Here is a 17,673-nt window from a genome sequence, read left to right on the forward strand (position 1 = left end):
CGGCTCATGCAGATTGCAGGGGCCAGCGTCCGCCGCGTGCTCGCTCGCTTCGACAGCTTCAGCCCGTCTGCCCGGCAGTTCCTGGCCTTCTCCCTCCTGATCTCGATCGGCGCGTCGATCTTCAACCTGGTCTTCAACCTCTATATGAGCGCGCTGGGCTTTTCCAACGCCCTCATCGGCGTGTTCAATGCCCTGCCCGCGCTCGCGCTCCTCGGGATCGGGCTTCCGTTCGCGGCGCTCGCCGACCGGATCGGTTACCGGATGTTCCTGCTCGGCGGTGGCGGGCTGGCAGCATTCGCCTCGCTGGTGCTCACGGTCGCGGGAGCGCCGCTGGTCGCGGTGCTGGCCGCCGGCACGTTCGCCCTGGCACTGACCATCCTCCAGGTTCTGAGTGGACCTCTCCTGGCCCAGATCAGCACCGAATCGGAGCGGGTGTCCCTTTTCGCGATCAACCAATCGCTTGCCTGGGCAGCCGCGCTGATCGGCGACCTGTTGGGGGGCGCCATCCCCGAGCTGGCGGCCAAGGCCAACCACACATCCAGCGCATCGGCGGGCGCGATCCGTGCGTCGTTCGCGGCGATGGCACTTCTGACCATCGTCGGCCTTCCGTTCCTCATCCGTCTCGCAAGCGGATCCGGGCTCCGGCCGACGGTCGTGTTTCCGGTCCGCGAGCTCTTCCGGGTCGACGTGGCGCGCTTCGCCCGCCTCTTATTCCCGATCCTGCTGCTCGGGATCGGCGCCGGCATGTACCTGAATTTCCTCCAGCTCTACCTGGCGCAGCGGTTCGGGTTGACCGCCGGCCCCATCGGCGTCGTGTTCGCCGTGGGCGCCGCGCTGACCGCCATCACCACGCTGCTGGCTCCGAGCGTCGGCCGGCGGCTGGGCCTGACCCGAACGATCGGCGCGTCCCAGGTCATCGGCGCTCCGCTCGTCCTCGCCCTCGCGTTTCTGATGACCTTGCCGCTCGCGCTGGTGATCATGACCGTCCGCCAGCTGGCGCTCAACCTGCAGGGGCCGTTGAGCCAGGCGTTCGGTATGGGATACGTCGAGCCGAGCCAGCGGGCACGCTTCGCTACGGCGCAGATCGTCGTCAGTGGTATCGGCGTCGCGGGCATTGGCCCGCTGCTGAGCGGCTTCTTACAGGTCCGCGGTGGTTACCAGCTCGCCTTCTCCGTCAGCGCCGCCTTCTACCTCCTCGCCGGCCTGACCTTTCTGCTCCTCTTCGGCAAGGTGCGGCTCCGTTCCGAACCCGCGCCCCGTCAGGCCAGCTGACCGAGCGCCGGGACCTATAGTCGTCTGATGGCGCAGGAGACGCTCTTTCCGGCACCGACAGAGCCGGCTCAAAAAGACCAGCCGCTTGCCGCTCGTATGCGGCCGCGGTCGCTCGACGAGTTCGTCGGGCAGCAACACCTGGTCGGACCGGAGCACGAGTTGCGCCGCGCGATCGAGGAGGACCGCGTCGGTTCGATGATGTTGTGGGGACCGCCGGGCAGCGGAAAGACGACGCTGGCGCGGCTGATCGCCCGCGTGACGTCCTCGCACTTCGTTCCGCTCAGCGCCGTGAGCGCCGGGGTGGCCGACCTGCGGCGCAACATCGAGGAAGCGCGGCTTCGTCGGGCGCAGTCCGGCCAGCGAACGATCCTCTTCATCGACGAGATCCACCGCTTCAACAAGGGCCAGCAGGACGCGGTCCTGCCCTTCGTCGAGGAGGGTGTCATCACGCTGATCGGCGCCACCACTGAGAACCCATCGTTCGAGGTCAACGCCGCGCTGCTGTCGCGCACGCGCGTCTTCGTCCTCGCTGCGCTCGACGACGACCAGGTAGGCGAGATCGTCGACCGCGCCGTGTCCGATGTCGAGCGAGGGCTCGGCGGACGCCACGTCGACCTCCAGCCGGAGGCGCGCGCCGCGCTGATCCGGGTGGCAAATGGTGACGCCAGGGTGGCGCTCAACGGCCTGGAGGCAGCGGCGGCGCTGGCGCGGCCAAAGCAGGGCCGCCGGCTGGTGACGGCCGCGCTCGTCGAGGAGGCGGTTCAGCGGAAGAACCTCCTCTACGACCGCGCAGGCGAGGAGCACTACAACATCATCTCGGCGCTCCACAAGAGCCTCCGCGACAGCGACCCGGATGCCTCACTTTACTGGCTGGGCCGCATGCTGGAGGCGGGCGAAGACCCGCTGTACGTGGCGCGTCGCCTGATCCGCTTCGCCTCAGAAGATATCGGTCTCGCCGACCCGCAGGCGCTGACCCAGGCGGTGGCCGCGCAACAGGCGGCCCACTTCATCGGCATGCCGGAAGCGAACCTGACATTGGCGCAAGCCGTCGTCTACCTGGCGACGGCGCCGAAGAGCAACGCCCTGTACGCCGCCTACACGAATGTTCAGGAAGACGTCGAGCGAACCCGTGCCGACCCGGTTCCGCTCCAGCTCAGAAATGCCCCGACGCCGCTGATGCGAAAGGTCGGCTATGGCAAGGGCTACCGGTACGCGCACGACTACGAGGAAGCCCAAGTCGAGCAGCAGCACCTGCCGGACGCCATCAAGGACCGGACCTATTACCACCCCTCCGATCGTGGCTACGAAAAGACGGTGAAGGATCGGCTCGACGCCTTCGAGGCGGCGCGCCGCAAGACCCGCAAGACGAGCTAGTTGCCAAACCCGAAAGTGAACTGTTCCCTTCAGTTGCGCTGGCATTAGAAAATCGAGGGGATTCGCGGCTATGGAGTGGGTAAGGCAGGAGGTTTTGAAGGCCCCCCGTCGGGTCTGGGGCATATTGACTTTCACGTCGGCCGGTGCAGCGGTGGGACTGCTCCTCAATGGCTTCGTCCAACCGAGTCTGCCTGACCTTTTGAAGACCGTCTGCCAGGTGACAGGCACTCTGGCCCTCTTATCGGCGATTCTTTGTTTCCTGGCTTATCGCTTTTACGGTAGGCTCCGCTCGTAGAGGCAGCCGACTAAGGGGTCAACCCTCCACGTACGGCCGGAGCGCCGCATAACCGTTGGCCATGACCCGCTCGTGGTTGCGGGCGAGGGCGCCCTTCGCAAGCGGAGCCACCAGGTTGAGGATTGGATTGGTCGTCGCGACGTCCCAGTAGTAGACGGCCTTGACGGTCGACGGATCGACTTCCGAGAATTCCCAGCGGCCCGTCCCGATCAGGTCGCCCGTCGATTGCAGCAGGATGTGGCGATACTCGTCGGCCTCTTTGACCTCGAGCGCGTACTTGAGGCTGTATGGCAGCGAGCCACGCACCTCGCACTCGATCACCGAACCGACCGACTTCCCGTCACCGCGCGTTATTGTCACGCGCCGGAAGTTCTTCCACCAGCCCGGATAGCTCTCAATGTCGAGCACCACCGGCCACACCTTCTGGAGCGGCGCCCGGAGGCGCCAGTCAGTCACGAAGTGATAGGTCTCGGGCACGCAGAGTATTTTAGGAACGTGCTCTTCAACATCGTGAAGTTCTTGCACATCCTGTTTGTGATCACCGCCTTTGGGGCCAACATCACCTACGGCGTCTGGCAGGCCCGCGGCGCGATTGATCCCGCGCACGAGTCGTTCGCGCTGCGCGGCGTGAAGTTCCTCGACGACCAGGTCGCCAACCCGGCTTACCTGATGGTCCTGGTCACCGGTCTCACGATGGCCTGGTGGCACTGGTCATACACGACGCACTGGATCATGGCCGCCATCGTCCTCTTCGTGGCAGTGTTCATCTTCGCGCTGGCCGTCTATTCACCGGCGCTCACTCGCCAGATCGAGGCGCTGGAGCGCGACGGTGCGCAATCGGCCGCGTATCGGAGCGCCAACCTGCGAGCGACGATCTATGGAATCGGCGTCATGGTGCCGATCCTGGCGATCCTCTTCCTGATGGTCACCAAGCCAAGTCTGTAAACCCCCACCCCGACCCTCCCCCAGAGGGGGAGGGTAAGAGTGCGGTCCCTCCCCCGCAAGTGGGGGAGGGGTGAGAGCGAGTGGGTCGGGTTTACGCGTTGCCGGCGAGGTCGGAAAGCTTCGTGTATTTCCCGTACTTGCCGGATTTCAGAACGGCGAAAGCATTCTGGTCGACGGCGGGTGACGGATCGAGCGCCTTGAGGCCCTTCGGTGACAGGTAGGTGTTCAGTTTTGCGACCGTGGCGGCCGCGTCAGGGGTTGCCTCGCCCTTCCCCTTGTTCTGGAACTCAAGCTCGGTTGCCGCGTAGTCGGGGAAGAGGTCGATATCGCCTTTCTCGAGTGCCGGCTCGACGACCTCACGGCTCCCCAGGTTCAGCTTGAAGTTGATCGTGTAACCCTTGCCCTTGAGGGCCTGTCCGTAGATCTGGGCGATGATGGCGCTCTCCGGGAAGTTGAGCGCACCAACGGTGATCGTGCCCGTCGACGAGCCCGAGGTCGAGGTGTAGCCATGATCCGTCAGCCATTTCTTGGCGATCACGTCCGGATCCTGCTTATCGACATCGGAGCTCTTGTTGAGCGCGATCAGGTCCTGGGTTGTGAGCTTGCCATCGATTTCGTTGAGTAACGCCGTGACGTCGGGTGTCGCCTTGCTCGTTTTGATCAGCGGCACCACGTTGTCTGCGTTCTGCAGGTGCTTGTCATCCTGCAGCTGGACGTACTTGCCGGTGGAGTAGGCGCTGTCGCTCGAGAAGATCAGGCCCAGGTCGATATCCCCGCGGTCGAGCGCCGCTTTGGTCAGAGGACCGCCCGCATCGAGCGGCCTGAAAGTCTTGAAGTGTAGGCCGTAGACCCTGACCAGGCCAGCCTGGCAGAACGGCCGCGTCGGGCACTCAGCTGGACCACCCAACGTCATCTGGCTCGCGATCTGACTGGGACTGGAGCTTGAGGTCCCACCTGTCGATCCGCACGATGTCGTCACGAGTCCCAGCGCGACCATGCTCGCGCCGAGCACAAGGATTCGATTCATCCGCATTTGCCTCGCCACCTCCTGAATATTGCGCCGATGTTTACGCCGCCGACAGACTTGTTGACCTAACCTCCTGAGTGGTTGTTTCGCTACGCAGACCTATTGGGGTCGTGATTCGTTGCAGGCCAGTGAGGCTCACCTCGACCGCGATCGAGAGCAGTGCCACCAGCAGTGCACCCGCAAAGAGTTGAACCGTGTCCCGCTGGGCCAGGCCATCAACGATGAATCGGCCAAGCCCGCCCCACGCCACCAGGGCGGCGAGCGTGGCGGTGGCGACGATGTTGACCGCTGAGGTGCGCACGCCGGCCATGATCAGCGGCGCGGCGATGGGCAGCTCGACTTGCCACAGGACGGCACGATCGCGCATGCCCATCCCCTTCGCCGCCTCACGTACATCGGCATCCACCTCTCGCATTCCGATGTAGCTGTTGGTGACCATCGGTGGTATGCCGAGCGCAACCAGGGCAACGAAGGCCGGCCAGAAGCCGATGCCCACCAACTGAACCGCGAACACCAGTAGCGCGAATGAGGGAACGGCGCGACCGACGTTGGAGACGTTGATCGCCAGGTTGCCCCAGCGGCCGATGTGCCCAATCGTGATCCCGATGGGCAGGGCGATCAGGGCGGCGACGGCAAGGGACGCCGCCGACATGTACACGTGCTCGAACAACCGGTTCGGAATGCCGAAATCGCCCTGCCAGTGTGAGCCGTCGAGGAACCATTGCAGCACTTGGCCGATAAAGCTCATGCCGCCGATCTCCCTCGCGACCAGGGGGTCACCAGCCGCTGCAAGCCGGACAGGCTGACATCAGCGACGATTGCCAGAACGACCGAAAGCAGGGTGCCGACGACAAGCGGCGTCTTGAAGTCGCGGATGAGCCCGTCGAGGATCAGGCTGCCGAGGCCACCTTCCCCGATGAGGGCGGTGACCGTGACCAGCCCGATCGTGGTGACCGTGGCGATCCGGATGCCGGCCATGATGGCGGGAAGGGCGAGTGGCAGGTCGACCCGAAGCAGCTCGGCGAACGGTCGGTATCCCATGCCGCGCGCCGCCTCCCGGACCTCCAGCGGCACCGCGTCCATCCCCACCACGATGTTGCGGATCAGGATCAAGAGTGTGTAGCTGACCAGCCCGATCTCCGCCGTCAGGAAGGTGAGCCCGGTGAATGGAATCAAGATGGCGAACAGCGCCAGCGATGGGATGGTGTAGAGGATGCCGGTGAGGGAGAAGATGGGGCCGCGCAGTAGGCGTTGTCGCCAGGCAAGCAGCCCGAGAGGTATGGCGATCAGCAGCCCGACGCCAACCGCGATGACCGTCAGCTCAATGTGTTGGGTCAGGGCTTCGCGGATGACCGGCACGTGTCCCGATACCCACGACCACCGGATCCATGGGTCTTCGACCGCCCCCACGACCCCGGTGGCGAGCATTGCCCGATGCTAGCAGGGCCCTTCGGCGGCAATCAATTTAGAGTAGAAGTTTCTAATGATTCGGCTGGAACGCGTCACCAAGCGCTATCCGGGCGGCCAGGTGGCCGTCCGGGAGCTGACGATCGAGTTCCCCACCGGCCAGCTGACGATGCTGGTCGGGCCGTCGGGCTGCGGGAAGACCACCACCCTCAAGATGATCAACCGGCTGATCGAGCCGACCGAGGGTCGGATCTTCCACGATAAGCAGGACGTCACCCACGCCGACCCCGTCGCGCTGCGGCTGGTGATGGGCTACGTCATTCAGAACGTCGGCCTGTTTCCGCACCTGAGCATCGGCGACAACGTTGCCACCGTGCCCAGGCTGCTCCACTGGGACAAAGCGAGGATCCAGCGGCGTGTCACCGAACTGCTCGAGCTTGTTGGCCTCGATCCGAAGCAATTTGCGCACCGATATCCGCACCAGCTCTCCGGCGGGCAGCGGCAGCGCGTTGGCGTGGCGCGTGCGTTGGGTGCCGACCCGCCCGTCTTACTGATGGATGAGCCGTTTGGCGCCATCGACCGCATCGCAAGGGAGCGGCTGCAGAACGAGTTCCTCAGGATCCAGCGGGAGGTGCGCAAGACCGTCATCTTCGTGACCCACGACATCGACGAGGCGATCAAGCTGGGGGACCGGATCGCGGTCATGAACGCCGGCCGCCTCGAGCAGTACGACACGCCGGCGGCCATCCTGGCAAAGCCGGCCTCTGACCTGGTCATCGATCTCCTCGGGCCCGACCGCGGCCTCAAGCGGTTGTCGGTCACGCCCATCGACCTCAATGCGTTGGAGCAGCCGCCCGTCGTCCACCCCGACGACTCGCTGGCCGACGCCCGTCGCCTGCTCGACAGCCGCTGGACCCGGGTGGTCGTCCTCGATCAAAGCGGCAAACCGGTCGGCGAGCTCGACCGAGAGCTGGCCGTTGGCGATGGGCGGGTTGCGGATCGCGCCCGTCCGCTCGATGCGATCATCGGCGCGGATCGGACATTGTTCGACGCCTTCTCGCAGATGCTGATCCATCAGGCCGGCTGGGTGGCGGTGGTGGACGGCGATAGGTTCCGCGGCGTCCTCACGCCGCAAGCGTTCGTGGCGGCGATCCAGCGTGTCCCGGCGGAGCTGGAAGGCGCACGTCGCTGATGGGCGCGAAATTCGACCCTATCGGCTAGGGACGGCGCTCTCCACGACGGCCATCTTCGCCCGGATGTCGTCGTAGGCTCGGTCGTCGATCGCGGTGAAGCGTCGGATCAGACCGCCGGCGAGAACGGCTCGGCTCTCGGGCTCGTGCCCCAGCTCGCAGAGGGCTGCGCCGATACGAGCCTCCACTGCATCGGAAACCCTGGCCGTCGCGGCGGCGAGGGGGATGGTTGAGGGGCCGAGGGTGGCAATCACACGGATCTCACCGGCGAGGTCCCGATTTCGCAGGCGCTCCACGCCGAGCACCTGGGAGTCGATCGCGGACGCGTCGATTTCGCCTGTAATTACCTGTCGGATCGACTCCTGGTGCCGGCCTGAGAAGGTCCGGCGGCCGAAGAACGCCTCCGTTTCGCCCATCTGCAGCAGGTGATAGCGGACCAGCAGGCAGCCCGAGTGGGAGTCCGGGTCGTTGTAGGCCCAGCTTCGCCCGCGGAGGTCGCCGAACGAACGAAACGGGCTGTCGCGCCGGACGATGACGTCGGAGAAATACACCGGCCGGTCCTGGTAGCGAGCCTCGTCTAGCACCGGAGCCGCCAGGGGTCGCAGCATCCCCGGCCGCTCGCGGCGGAGGCGGACATAGGGAAGCCCACAGAGGAATGCGACGTCGACCGAGCCATCCCGAAGTTGCTCCCAGTCCTTTCCCTCGACCAGCTGCGCCGGTACCCCGAGCGCCCGGCCGACGCGCGCCGCCACGTCGGCGTAGACGGAGGTCATGTTCGGCGCGAGGAAGTTCGCGAAAACGAGGGGCTTCACGGGCGGGTTGACGGCAGTATTGCACAGAGTGGCGCAATTTATTGCGCCGGCCACCGTCTTCTTCTATACTCCGCAAAACACTCCAACGAGGTGACGTCGCCCATCGTCGGTCCGATCATCGAGAACCCCCTCCACGGCGAACGGATCCGCTTTCTAAAGACTGCCCCCGAAACACAGGGCGAGCTGGTCCAGTACGAGTCCTGGCTCGCACCCGGCGGCAGCGTTGGCGATCCCCACGTCCACCCCGTCCAGGAATCGCGTTTTACCGTGATTTCAGGAACCGCGTCGTTTTCCATCCACGGTGCCCGCTTCGACCTCCGACCCGGCCAGCAGCTGACCGTGCCACGGCGAACGGCCCATTGTCTGTGGAATGCCGGGGAGGTCGAGGCGCACCTGCTGGTGGAGTTCCGGCCCGGTATGCTCAAGCAAGAATTCTCGGAAACGACCTTCGGCCTGGCTCGTGATGGCAAACACCACCTTCGCGGCATCGGGAACATGCTGCAGTGGGCGGTCATCGCGGCGGCCTACCGCCGGGAGAGCCGTCCCCTGAGTCGTCCCATCTGGTTGCGGCTCGGCCTTCCGGCGCTCGCCCCGGTTGGATGGCTGTTCGGCTACCGGGCTCACTATCCGCGGTACTGTACCCGGGAATCCGGCGAACTCGCCAGCTGAGCCGGCCGGCTCTGAGCTAGCCGTTCGGGGCCCGAGCGATCTTGGCTGAGACCGTCTACGACCTGGCGATCATCGGTGCCGGCGTCATGGGCCTCTTCACCGCCGACTTCGCCCGCCGGCGTGGGGCACGCGTCCTGGTGCTGGACCAATGGCGACTGGGCGATCCGCGGGCGGCCTCGTTCAGCCTGACGCGGTCGATCCGCAACGACTATCTCGATCCGGAATACGCCCGGCTGGCCTTCGCGGCGCGCCAGCTGTGGCTGGATTTCCAGCGGGAAACCGGTGAGTCCTTCCTCATCGACTGCGGCTGTCTGAACCTCGCCAAAGCCAGCGTCACGCCCGACCTGGCGGCGACGTATGCGGAGCAAAGTTATCGGGTCCTGCAGGGCCTGCAATTGAAGACGGAGGCCTTCAACCGCGACGGGCTCCGCGCCCGCTTTCCGCAGTTCGACGTCGATCTCGGGCGGCTCGACGTCGAGGCGGGCTTTCTCCATGTCCCGCCGATCACATCGGCGTTGCTGATGCGCCTTCACGCCGGGCAGGTGGCGGTTGAGGAGCACACTGTGGTCAACCGGATCAGCCGGCGGAATGGCCTGATTGCGATCGACACCGCCGCCGGCGAGCGCGTGGCCGAGCGCCTCGTCCTCACGGCCGGGCTGGGCACCAACGAGTTGCTCGCCAGGATCGACGGCTGCGATCTCCGGCTACCCTTGCGGCCGGACCGGCCGAGCGAGTCGAAGTACCTGATCCCGCCGCCCGCCAAGCGCGAGATGTTCACGCCGGGACGGCTCCCCGTGTTCGCCTACCTCGACGTGGGCATCTACGGGCACCCGATGCTCGAGGGAAAAACGCCGGGCGTCAAGATCGGCTACTACAACCCGCCCGACGTCCGCACGCAGGTGACCTCTATCACGAGCGTGCAGACCTTCGTCGCCGAGTGCATGCCGGAGTTGATGGATGCCCGCGTCATCGACGTCGAGGGCGCCGACCAGTGCTCGTATGATCTGGTGGCAGATGACAACTTCATCCTGGGAGCGATTCCCGGCCTGCCTGGCGGAGCGGTTGGGACCGGCTGGCGGGGCACCGGTTACAAATTCGCGCCGCTCATCGGCCGGACGTTGATGGAACTTAGCCTCGAGGCGCGAACCGTCGAGGACATCTCGCGCTTCGCCCCGGAGCGTTTTGTGGTCAGCCGTGCCGGCTAGAAGCGGACGCGGGATTCTCGACCGCCTGGAGAGCGGCGTCGTGCTGGGTGCGGAAGGCTATGTCTTCGAGCTCGAGCGTCGCGGCTATATCAAGGCCGGGCCGTATGTGCCCGAGGTCGTCCTGGATTTTCCCGACGCCCTGCGGGAGCTCCATCGCGAGTTCCTACGAGCGGGTGCCGACGTCATGGTGGCACTCACCTACTACGCGCACCGCGGAAAGCTCAAGGACGTCGGCCGCGAGAACGATTTGGAGGCGATGAACCGGCAGGCAGTGCGAATCGCGAACGAGGTCGCGCGCGAAGGCGACGCCTTGGTCGCGGGCGATATCTGCAACACCTGGGCGTACGACCCGAAGAACAAGGACGCGTCCTCCAAGGTGGTTCGCGCCATGTACGAGGAGCAGCTGTCCTGGGCGGTGGACGAGGGTATCGATTTCGTCATCGCGGAGACGAATGACTACCTGGGAGAGGCGCTGATCGGGCTCGACGTGATCAAGGAGCTTCGCCTCCCGGCAATGGTGACGCTAGCCACCACCCGGCCACACCAGACCTGGGATGGCTACGACTACGTCGACGCCTGCAAGATCCTGGCCGACCAGGGGGCCGACATCGTCGGATTGAACTGCGACCGGGGGCCGGCGACCATGCTGCCGCTCATCGAACAGGTGCGCAGCCGGGTGAGCGGCTACGTCGCGATGCAGCCGGTTCCTTACAAGACCGAGGCGGCGATGCCCACGTTCGAGTCATTGAAATCCGCCGAGGGAACCAACGTCTTTCCCATCGCGCTGGAGCCGTTCCTCTGTACGCGATTCGAGATGGCGGATTACGCGCGGCGGGCGCAGGCCCTGGGCGTCAACTACATCGGGATCTGTTGTGGGGGAGCGCCACACTATGTGCGTGCCATCGCCGAGGCCCTGGGACGGATCGTCCCCGCCAGCAAGTACTCGCCGGCGATCGAACTCCACCCCGTGCTCGGCACCAAGGTGGAGGAGAAAGAAAAGGAATTCCTGGTCGACTGGAAGGGCTAAGCTCGGCCCGATGATCCTCAACCGCGGCAACCTCGTCTCCTTGCTGGTCACGGCCGTCGTGGGCGCGATCTTCCTGCTCCTGGCCTTCGAGACCTGGGCCCTCTTTACCGACAACAAAACGATCACCGATTACTTCCGCGAAGCCGCCCACGATATTCCCGGCCTCGTGCTCGTGATCGCGATCCTGGTCGGGATCGTGCTCGGGCACTTTCTGTGGGGGCCGGCCACTGGACTGCTTGCGCCGGCTCCGCGCACGATCCGCGAGCTGATGAGTCGCCGTGCTGCACGTTAGCCCGGGTGCGATCCTCTCGCTGCTCGCGACCATCTTCGTCGGCGCCGTCTTCATCCTGATGCTCAATGAGACGATTTCATTGGGGAAGGGGCAAGCGCCGCTCACCAACCTGATCCGTTCGCTGGTGCGCGCCTACCCGCGGTTCAGCTACGTCGTGGCGGTTGCGATCGGGATGCTACTCGGCCATCTCTTCTGGCCCTGACTTGAGCTTCTTACCCTCCCCATCTGGGGGAGGGTAGGGTGGGGGCCGTTCCTCGGGCGCTCCTTCGACGGCGCGATGAAATCGTCCGCGTCCGTGTCGTCGGCGATCTCCCCCGTGGATGGGGATGACTAGACTCGCTTCGTGCCGTTGGCGGTCTTGCCTCTTGTCCTGTTGGCGGCGGTCTTCCATGCCACCTGGAACGCGCTGCTCAAGGCCTCCGAGAACCCGCTCGCACTAGCGACGAGGGCGCTGACCTGGGGAACGGTCCTCTCGCTGCCGCCGGTCGCCGTGGCCTGGCTTCTGTCGGGCCGTCCTGGACTCCCACTCGGAGGCTGGCTGCTTGCGCTCGCCTCGGCATTCCTGGAGCTGATCTATTTCATCGCGCTCTCCATCGCCTATCAACGCGGGGAGCTCTCGGTGGTCTATCCAATCGCCCGCGGCACGGCCCCGCTTCTGGCGGTGCTAGTTGGCGTGATTTTGCTGGGCGAACGGTTGCACGCACCGGCAATCCTGGGCGTCATCGCGTTGCTTGGAGGGATCTGGGTGGTCCGGCGACCATCCAACGCGGGCTCGGCGCTCTGGCCGGCGCTCCTGACGGGAGTGATGATCGCGGCCTACACGTCACTGGACCGGATCGGTGTCCGTTTGGGTTCGCCGTGGATCTACGGGTGGCTTCTCTGGCTCTTCGGAGCGATCCTCCTGGTGGCGTTTGCGACGGTTCGCCGCGTTCCCGGGTCGCGACTCAGCGATCAGCCGCGGCTATCCGTCGCGGTTGGCGTGCTCATGACCGCCGCCTACTTCATGATCCTGTTCGCACTGAGCGTCGCGCCGCTGGCTATCATCGCGCCGCTCCGCGAGTCAGCCATCGTCCTGGTGACTGCCTGGGGAATCTGGCGGCTCGGCGAGAGGCGTGACGCGTGGCTCCGGGTCGCCGGCGCGGTTGCGATCGTCGGCGGGATCGCGCTGCTGACGATTGGGTGATCAGGGCAGGGTCGGCCGATAGGTGGTTAGGGCGGGCAGAATCGCGAACCACATCACGGCCACCACAAACCCAACGAATATCAGCATCGCAAGGAAGGTTCGGCCTGTCATCTCTATCTGTGGGTTCTGTCGGACTGAACCGCAAACTGCGTCAAGAACCTGCTATTTAGCCGAGCGTGCTTAGGCTTCGTGGTATTTGAGCGGCGTGAGGGCTGTCGTGCGGAAACAGGCGATCCTCCTTGCGCTGCTTATGAGTGCGGGGATTCTGAGCATGCTTGTCGGCACGCTGACAACGTGGCTCCTCCATGTGTCCGGCTTCTGGGTATCCGCGGCGGCTTTGGAACGTTGCTGTTCGGGCTCTACAAAATCCGCACTGATCTGTTTCGCTAGGCGCGGCTGACTGTCAGGACGACGTTTCCTGTCTTCTGCTCGGTCTCGACGTACCTCGTCGCTTCGACCACGTCCTCCAGCGGGTAGCGGCGATCGATGACCGGCCGGTACTTCCCGGCCTCGATCAGCTCTTTGAGGAAGACAACGTCCTTCTTCGTTGGCATCGGGCTGGTTATCGAGAACCTCACCTTCTTCGTTCCGATCCGCGAGGTCCATAGCGCCAAGAGGAGATTGCGGAACCCGTCGGTCGCCAGGTAGCTGCCGCCCGGCTTCAGTGAGTCTCTGCAGGGGCGGAACGACTGTTTACCGACCGCGTCGAAGATGACGTCGTATGTCTTGCCGTTCTTCAAGAAGTCCTGCTGCGTGTAGTCGATCACGGCGTCGGCTCCGAGCGATTTCACGAGTTCAAGGTTCTTCGTGTTGCAGACCGCCGTGACGTCGGCTTCGAAGTACTTGGCCAGCTGGACTCCCGCCGTACCGATGGCCCCCGATGCGCCGTAGACGACGATCGTCTGCCCCTTTCGGAGCCGCGCCTGTCTCAGGCATGCCAGGGCGTTGAGGGCTCCGTCGCAGATTGGCGCCGCCTGCTCGAAGCACATCCTGCCGGGCATGTGCGCGATACGGCCGCTCACCCTCATGGCCATGAACTCGGCGTGTGCCCCGAACCCGAGCCCACTGGCGCCGAAGACCCGGTCACCGAGCGCGAACTCGGTGATAGCAGCGCCGACGGCTTCGACCTCTCCAGCAAATTCGGTGCCGAGGATCCGCCGCCTCGGTCGGCGGATCCCAAAGACGAGCCGGCTGATCAGCGAGACCGCCAGGCCGCTGCGTCGGTTGGCATCACGGGTCGCGCAGTCCAACCGGTTGACCGTCGTCGCGTGGACCCTGACCAGGACCTCGTCCTCCGCGGGCACGGGCCGCTCAACATCTTCGAGTCGTAGAACGTCCGGCGGCCCGTACCTGTCGTACACAACGGCTCTCATGTCACTCGGCGTGGAGGACCTCCACGACGTTGGTGCGCGCCGCCCAGCGGCCTGGAATCCCGGCGGCGACCACCGCCACGATGATGCCTCCCAGCGGGATGGCAATCAGCTCCCATGGGGCAAAGACGTCGTAAAAGGCGACCGGCGTAATGTTGCCGCCGAGGCTGCTGAGCTGGTCGAAGAGCATCCGGTAGAGCGCAACCCCTACCGGTACCGCAATCAGACCACCCACCAGTGCGAGGAGGCCGGCTGAGGTGGCGACCATGCCGATCACCTGCCGCGGGCTCATGCCAAGCGTCTTGAGGGTAGCGGTGTCGCGCACGCGCTCGCGCGTGCTCAGCAACATCGTGTTGAAGACGCCGGCGATCGCGATCAGCGCGACGATCGCCGCAATCCCGAACAGGACGCCTGCGATCACGGTAAGAAACGCGGTGTTGCCGGTGCTGTTGGCTTGAACATCGAGCAGGTCCGGCTGCGCTGCGGCCAGGCGCTTCACGTACGCGTCGAGGTTCGAGCCGGGCTTCAGCGTCACCTGGTAGACGGACGGTGTGAGGTCCGGGACCGCGGCGGTTATCGTCGACCAGTCGACCATCAGCACATGGCCTCCTGGACCGGCGGTGAAGTCGAAAACCTCGCCCACGATTCGAAGCTTGAGCGCGCGGCCCTGGACCGTCCCGGGAAAGGTGTCGCCGAGGTTGAGGTGGGCGTCCTGGACGAAGCCCCTATTGGCAACCACCTCACCGGGACCCGTGAACCAGTGGCCCGGGGAGATCAGGTAGCCGAGCGCCCCAGAGTCACCGCGGAAGCCGATCGTGTTAACCGGATCAGCGATTCCCGCAACGTTGATGTTGGTCGTCGTTTCCGCCACCACGCGCATGGTTTCCGGCTGCGAGTTGATCAGCTGCGTGGCCTCGACGTCCGCCAGGGCGAGGCTCTTGGTGACGACCACATCCACCTTGCCGATGTGTCCCTCGTAGGTGTAAATCTTGTTGAAACTGCGCGCCTCTCCCAGGGCAACGACGACCGTGGCGACGCCCAGAACGATGGCAAGGAGGGTCAGGATCGCCCGGCCCGGCCGCGCCGCCGCCTCGCCAAGACCGAGGACGATGGGGCGCGGCAGCCTGGCCCGAGATGCCAGGCGGCGGAGCCAGCGGCCGCTGTGGCCCCGAGGGGCCGAAGCATTGGCGATGACGGCCGCGGGCTTGAGTCGGCCCGCACGAAACGCCGGAATCACCGCCGCGATGGTCACGATGAGCAGTGCCCCAGCAAGCGCGAGGACGTCGAGAGCGGGTGAGAAGGTCGGCTGATAAGCGAGACCCAGCGCCTGCGAGTTGCTCGCCAGCAGCGGCTCGCTCAGGACCGTCCCGATTGGAATGCCGAGGATGGAGGCCGCTGCCGCGGGAGCCAGGATCTGGAGCACGAAGACGCCGACCACTTGCAGTGGGGTGAAGCCGACGGCTTTCATGATCCCAATCTCGCGATACGCCGAGATGACGATCCCGGTCACGAGGTTGGCCACGATCGCCGCCGTCGCAGCCAGCGCGAAAACGCTGAAGGCGACCAGCACCCCGGTGAGGATCTGCGTCGAGATGTGGAAGACGGTGCGGACAAAGATGTAGTTGGCCGAGCTGGTGACACTGTCTGGCGGAAGCGAGGCGCGCAGTGTATCCAGGTGCGCCTGCAGTTGAGCGCTGGTCGGGTCGCTGGCGAAGCGGTAGTCCATCAGGAACGACGCGTCCTTCGCGGTCAAGGGGGCGACGGTTGGACTGAGGACCCAGGCGTGCTGGACGCCGCCGACGTCCGCCCGGAGCTCATCGATGTCCACCACCTCGGCCACGACGGTGAGCACCGGCTCCTGCGGAACGCTGACCACCTTGAGCCTGTCTCCGATGGAGATGTGGTTTAGGTCGGCAAAGGACCGCGTCAGCGCGATCTCGGTCGTGCTGGATGGCCAGTGGCCCGCCGCAATGCGGACCTGCCCAACGTCGCCTCCCGGGTTGTCGCGGCCGACGGCGGTCACCAGGTACTTGTGTCCCGCTGACTGAAACTGGACGTCGGTCGCTCGATACGGCCCGCCGTAGGAGGTCGCCCCGATGAGCGCCGGCGTTCCGGCGATCGTACCGGGGTCAATCCGGCCGTCGAACGCCACCTTCAGGTGAGCGCCTTTCTGCGCATCGAATGCCAGCTGAAACGGGTCGCGGGTCTGTGCGATGAGGGTTAGCGCCATCGTGCCGGTGCCGACCGCCAGCAGCGTCGTCACGAAGATCACCGCGGCTTGCAGCCGCCGCCGGCGTAAGTCCCGCATGGCTTTGAGAAGGACGGCGGTCATCGCGCTGCCTCCTCGCCGCGCACGCGGATCACCTCGGCGGCCGCCCGCTCCGGGCTCTCCAGGTGCGCGTCGTCGACGATCGTTCCGTCCATCACGCTGATCACGCGGGTAGCGTGCCGGGTCGCCAGCTTGGCATCGTGGGTGACGAGCAGGACCGTTTGCCCTTCGCGATGAAGCTCGCCGAGGAGCTCCATCACCTGCTCGCCACTGCGCGTGTCGAGCGCACCGGTGGGCTCATCCGCGAGAAGGAGGGTCGGCTGGTTGATCAGCGCGCGGGCGATTGCGACGCGCTGCTGCTGGCCGCCGCTCAACCGCGCCGGGTACCGATTTGCGACCTCGTTGATGCCAAGCCGCTCCATCAGCTCCCGGGCTCGACCGTTCGGTGAGTTGCCCTTGAGCTGGGCGGGGATGAGGACATTCTCGAGCGCGGTCAAGTTGGGGAGCAGGTAGAAAAACTGGAAAACGAAGCCGATGTGGTCGCGCCGAAACCGGGCCAGTCCGGTCTCACCGAGCTTGCCGAGGTCGGTGCCGCCGACGACGACGGTGCCGGACGTCGGCCGGTCAACTCCGGCGACGAGGTTGAGCATGGTGGACTTGCCGCTGCCCGAGGGTCCCATGATCGCGGTGAACTCGCCCTGCCCGACGGCGACCGACACGCCGTTGAGCGCCCCGGTGATGCCGCCCTGATAAACCTTGGTGACGTCGGTCAGCCGGACCAGCTCGCTCATTCTGTCTTCGCCCCCTCCGTCCCGAAACGCTCTGATGACAATTCGTCCATCCATTTGAGATCTGCCTCCGTGTGAAGTAATGCGCCGCGAACGAGTCGCGCGAGATCGATGCGTCCGTCGCGGCGGGCCCCTTCTTCCAGCCGGTTCAGGTCGCGCAGACGTTGCAGGTAGGCACGCTTCTGCCGAGCGAGCATTCCCTTCAGGTCGCCGTTGGCGATGCGGGTCGCGAGCAGGAGTTTCACGTAGATCTCCTCGTGCAGTTGCTGAGGCCCGGAGTCCGGCTGGGCGAGCCACTCGTGGAGCGCCTTGTCGCCCTCCGGCGATAGCTCGTAGAGCAGCTTGCCCCGGTCGCCGCGATGACCAACGGGCCGGACGAGCCCGTCGCGCTCGAGGCGCTGGAGCGTCGTGTAGATCTGGCCGATATTGACGTCCCAGGTGCCTCCGAGCATGGCTTCAAAGCGGTTCTTCACCTCATATCCGTGGAGGGGTTGCTCCTTGAGGAGCCCCAGCACGCCGTACTTAAGCGACAAGCTTTCGACTACCCA

19 protein-coding genes are annotated in these 17,673 nt (G+C 65.3%); 10 read left to right on the forward strand and 9 right to left on the reverse strand.

The annotated features are described in order from the left end of the window. Positions 1-6 precede the first annotated feature (6 nt). Positions 7-1,272 (forward strand): MFS transporter, encoded by a 1,266-nt coding sequence (locus tag VHK65_05895; GenBank protein HVS05684.1) that lies wholly within the window; start codon positions 7-9, stop codon positions 1,270-1,272. Between the two features lie 27 nt (positions 1,273-1,299). Further along, a complete protein-coding gene (locus VHK65_05900) occupies positions 1,300-2,646 on the forward strand; it encodes a replication-associated recombination protein A (GenBank protein HVS05685.1) in 1,347 nt (448 codons plus the stop codon). A 313-nt stretch (positions 2,647-2,959) separates the two neighbouring features. On the opposite strand, the gene VHK65_05905 is transcribed toward VHK65_05900, so the two are convergent. Then, positions 2,960-3,418 carry an SRPBCC family protein gene (locus tag VHK65_05905; protein ID HVS05686.1) on the reverse strand — a complete coding sequence of 153 codons (459 nt, stop codon included), beginning with the start codon at positions 3,416-3,418 and terminating at the stop codon, positions 2,960-2,962. An 18-nt stretch (positions 3,419-3,436) separates the two neighbouring features. On the opposite strand from VHK65_05905, the gene VHK65_05910 reads away from it, so the two are divergent. Beyond that, positions 3,437-3,886: a DUF2269 family protein gene (locus VHK65_05910; protein ID HVS05687.1), complete on the forward strand. Its 450-nt coding sequence runs from the start codon at positions 3,437-3,439 to the stop codon at positions 3,884-3,886. Between the two features lie 91 nt (positions 3,887-3,977). On the opposite strand, the gene VHK65_05915 is transcribed toward VHK65_05910, so the two are convergent. The 3 genes from VHK65_05915 to VHK65_05925 are packed head-to-tail and all read right to left on the reverse strand — an operon-like array spanning position 3,978 to position 6,341. Further along, on the reverse strand, positions 3,978-4,913 hold the full coding sequence (locus tag VHK65_05915; protein ID HVS05688.1) for a glycine betaine ABC transporter substrate-binding protein: 936 nt from the start codon (positions 4,911-4,913) through the stop codon (positions 3,978-3,980). 40 nt (positions 4,914-4,953) lie between these two features. Further along, positions 4,954-5,661, reverse strand: coding sequence for an ABC transporter permease (locus VHK65_05920; GenBank protein HVS05689.1), 708 nt, complete (start codon positions 5,659-5,661; stop codon positions 4,954-4,956). Then, positions 5,658-6,341 (reverse strand): ABC transporter permease, encoded by a 684-nt coding sequence (locus VHK65_05925; GenBank protein HVS05690.1) that lies wholly within the window; start codon positions 6,339-6,341, stop codon positions 5,658-5,660. The genes VHK65_05920 and VHK65_05925 overlap by 4 nt, the downstream gene beginning before the upstream one ends. Before the next feature lie 55 nt (positions 6,342-6,396). Here VHK65_05925 and VHK65_05930 point away from each other — a divergent pair, with 55 nt between their 5' ends. Next, positions 6,397-7,512, forward strand: coding sequence for an ATP-binding cassette domain-containing protein (locus VHK65_05930; protein HVS05691.1), 1,116 nt, complete (start codon positions 6,397-6,399; stop codon positions 7,510-7,512). Positions 7,513-7,530: 18 nt separating this feature from the next. On the opposite strand, the gene VHK65_05935 is transcribed toward VHK65_05930, so the two are convergent. Beyond that, positions 7,531-8,322: a PhnD/SsuA/transferrin family substrate-binding protein gene (locus VHK65_05935; protein ID HVS05692.1), complete on the reverse strand. Its 792-nt coding sequence runs from the start codon at positions 8,320-8,322 to the stop codon at positions 7,531-7,533. A gap of 90 nt (positions 8,323-8,412) precedes the next feature. On the opposite strand from VHK65_05935, the gene VHK65_05940 reads away from it, so the two are divergent. The 6 genes from VHK65_05940 to VHK65_05965 all read left to right on the forward strand — a co-directional run bounded on the left by VHK65_05940 (position 8,413) and on the right by VHK65_05965 (position 12,698). Beyond that, positions 8,413-8,991 carry a cupin domain-containing protein gene (locus VHK65_05940; GenBank protein HVS05693.1) on the forward strand — a complete coding sequence of 193 codons (579 nt, stop codon included), beginning with the start codon at positions 8,413-8,415 and terminating at the stop codon, positions 8,989-8,991. A 41-nt stretch (positions 8,992-9,032) separates the two neighbouring features. Continuing rightward, on the forward strand, positions 9,033-10,196 hold the full coding sequence (locus tag VHK65_05945; GenBank protein ID HVS05694.1) for an FAD-dependent oxidoreductase: 1,164 nt from the start codon (positions 9,033-9,035) through the stop codon (positions 10,194-10,196). Further along, on the forward strand, positions 10,186-11,223 hold the full coding sequence (locus VHK65_05950; GenBank protein ID HVS05695.1) for a homocysteine S-methyltransferase family protein: 1,038 nt from the start codon (positions 10,186-10,188) through the stop codon (positions 11,221-11,223). Before VHK65_05945 ends, VHK65_05950 begins: the two co-directional genes overlap by 11 nt. Positions 11,224-11,233: 10 nt before the next feature. Further along, positions 11,234-11,515, forward strand: coding sequence for a hypothetical protein (locus tag VHK65_05955; GenBank protein ID HVS05696.1), 282 nt, complete (start codon positions 11,234-11,236; stop codon positions 11,513-11,515). Next, positions 11,502-11,717: a hypothetical protein gene (locus VHK65_05960; GenBank protein ID HVS05697.1), complete on the forward strand. Its 216-nt coding sequence runs from the start codon at positions 11,502-11,504 to the stop codon at positions 11,715-11,717. Before VHK65_05955 ends, VHK65_05960 begins: the two co-directional genes overlap by 14 nt. Positions 11,718-11,858: 141 nt before the next feature. Next, on the forward strand, positions 11,859-12,698 hold the full coding sequence (locus VHK65_05965; protein ID HVS05698.1) for a DMT family transporter: 840 nt from the start codon (positions 11,859-11,861) through the stop codon (positions 12,696-12,698). A 386-nt stretch (positions 12,699-13,084) separates the two neighbouring features. Here VHK65_05965 and VHK65_05970 read toward each other — a convergent pair whose 3' ends face one another. The 4 genes from VHK65_05970 to VHK65_05985 form a co-directional block, all read right to left on the reverse strand. Next, entirely contained in the window at positions 13,085-14,002 is a 918-nt protein-coding gene (locus tag VHK65_05970) for an NAD(P)-dependent alcohol dehydrogenase (protein HVS05699.1), read from the reverse strand. A 70-nt stretch (positions 14,003-14,072) separates the two neighbouring features. Further along, positions 14,073-16,400 (reverse strand): FtsX-like permease family protein, encoded by a 2,328-nt coding sequence (locus tag VHK65_05975; protein ID HVS05700.1) that lies wholly within the window; start codon positions 16,398-16,400, stop codon positions 14,073-14,075. Continuing rightward, complete coding sequence (locus VHK65_05980) at positions 16,397-17,128, reverse strand: ABC transporter ATP-binding protein (GenBank protein ID HVS05701.1); 732 nt, start codon at positions 17,126-17,128, stop codon at positions 16,397-16,399. The genes VHK65_05975 and VHK65_05980 overlap by 4 nt, the downstream gene beginning before the upstream one ends. Beyond that, positions 17,125-17,658, reverse strand: coding sequence for a PadR family transcriptional regulator (locus VHK65_05985; GenBank protein ID HVS05702.1), 534 nt, complete (start codon positions 17,656-17,658; stop codon positions 17,125-17,127). The genes VHK65_05980 and VHK65_05985 overlap by 4 nt, the downstream gene beginning before the upstream one ends. Positions 17,659-17,673 lie beyond the last annotated feature (15 nt).

It is taken from the genome of Candidatus Dormiibacterota bacterium, assembly GCA_035544955.1.
Classification (GTDB): domain Bacteria; phylum Chloroflexota; class Dormibacteria; order CF-121; family CF-121; genus CF-13.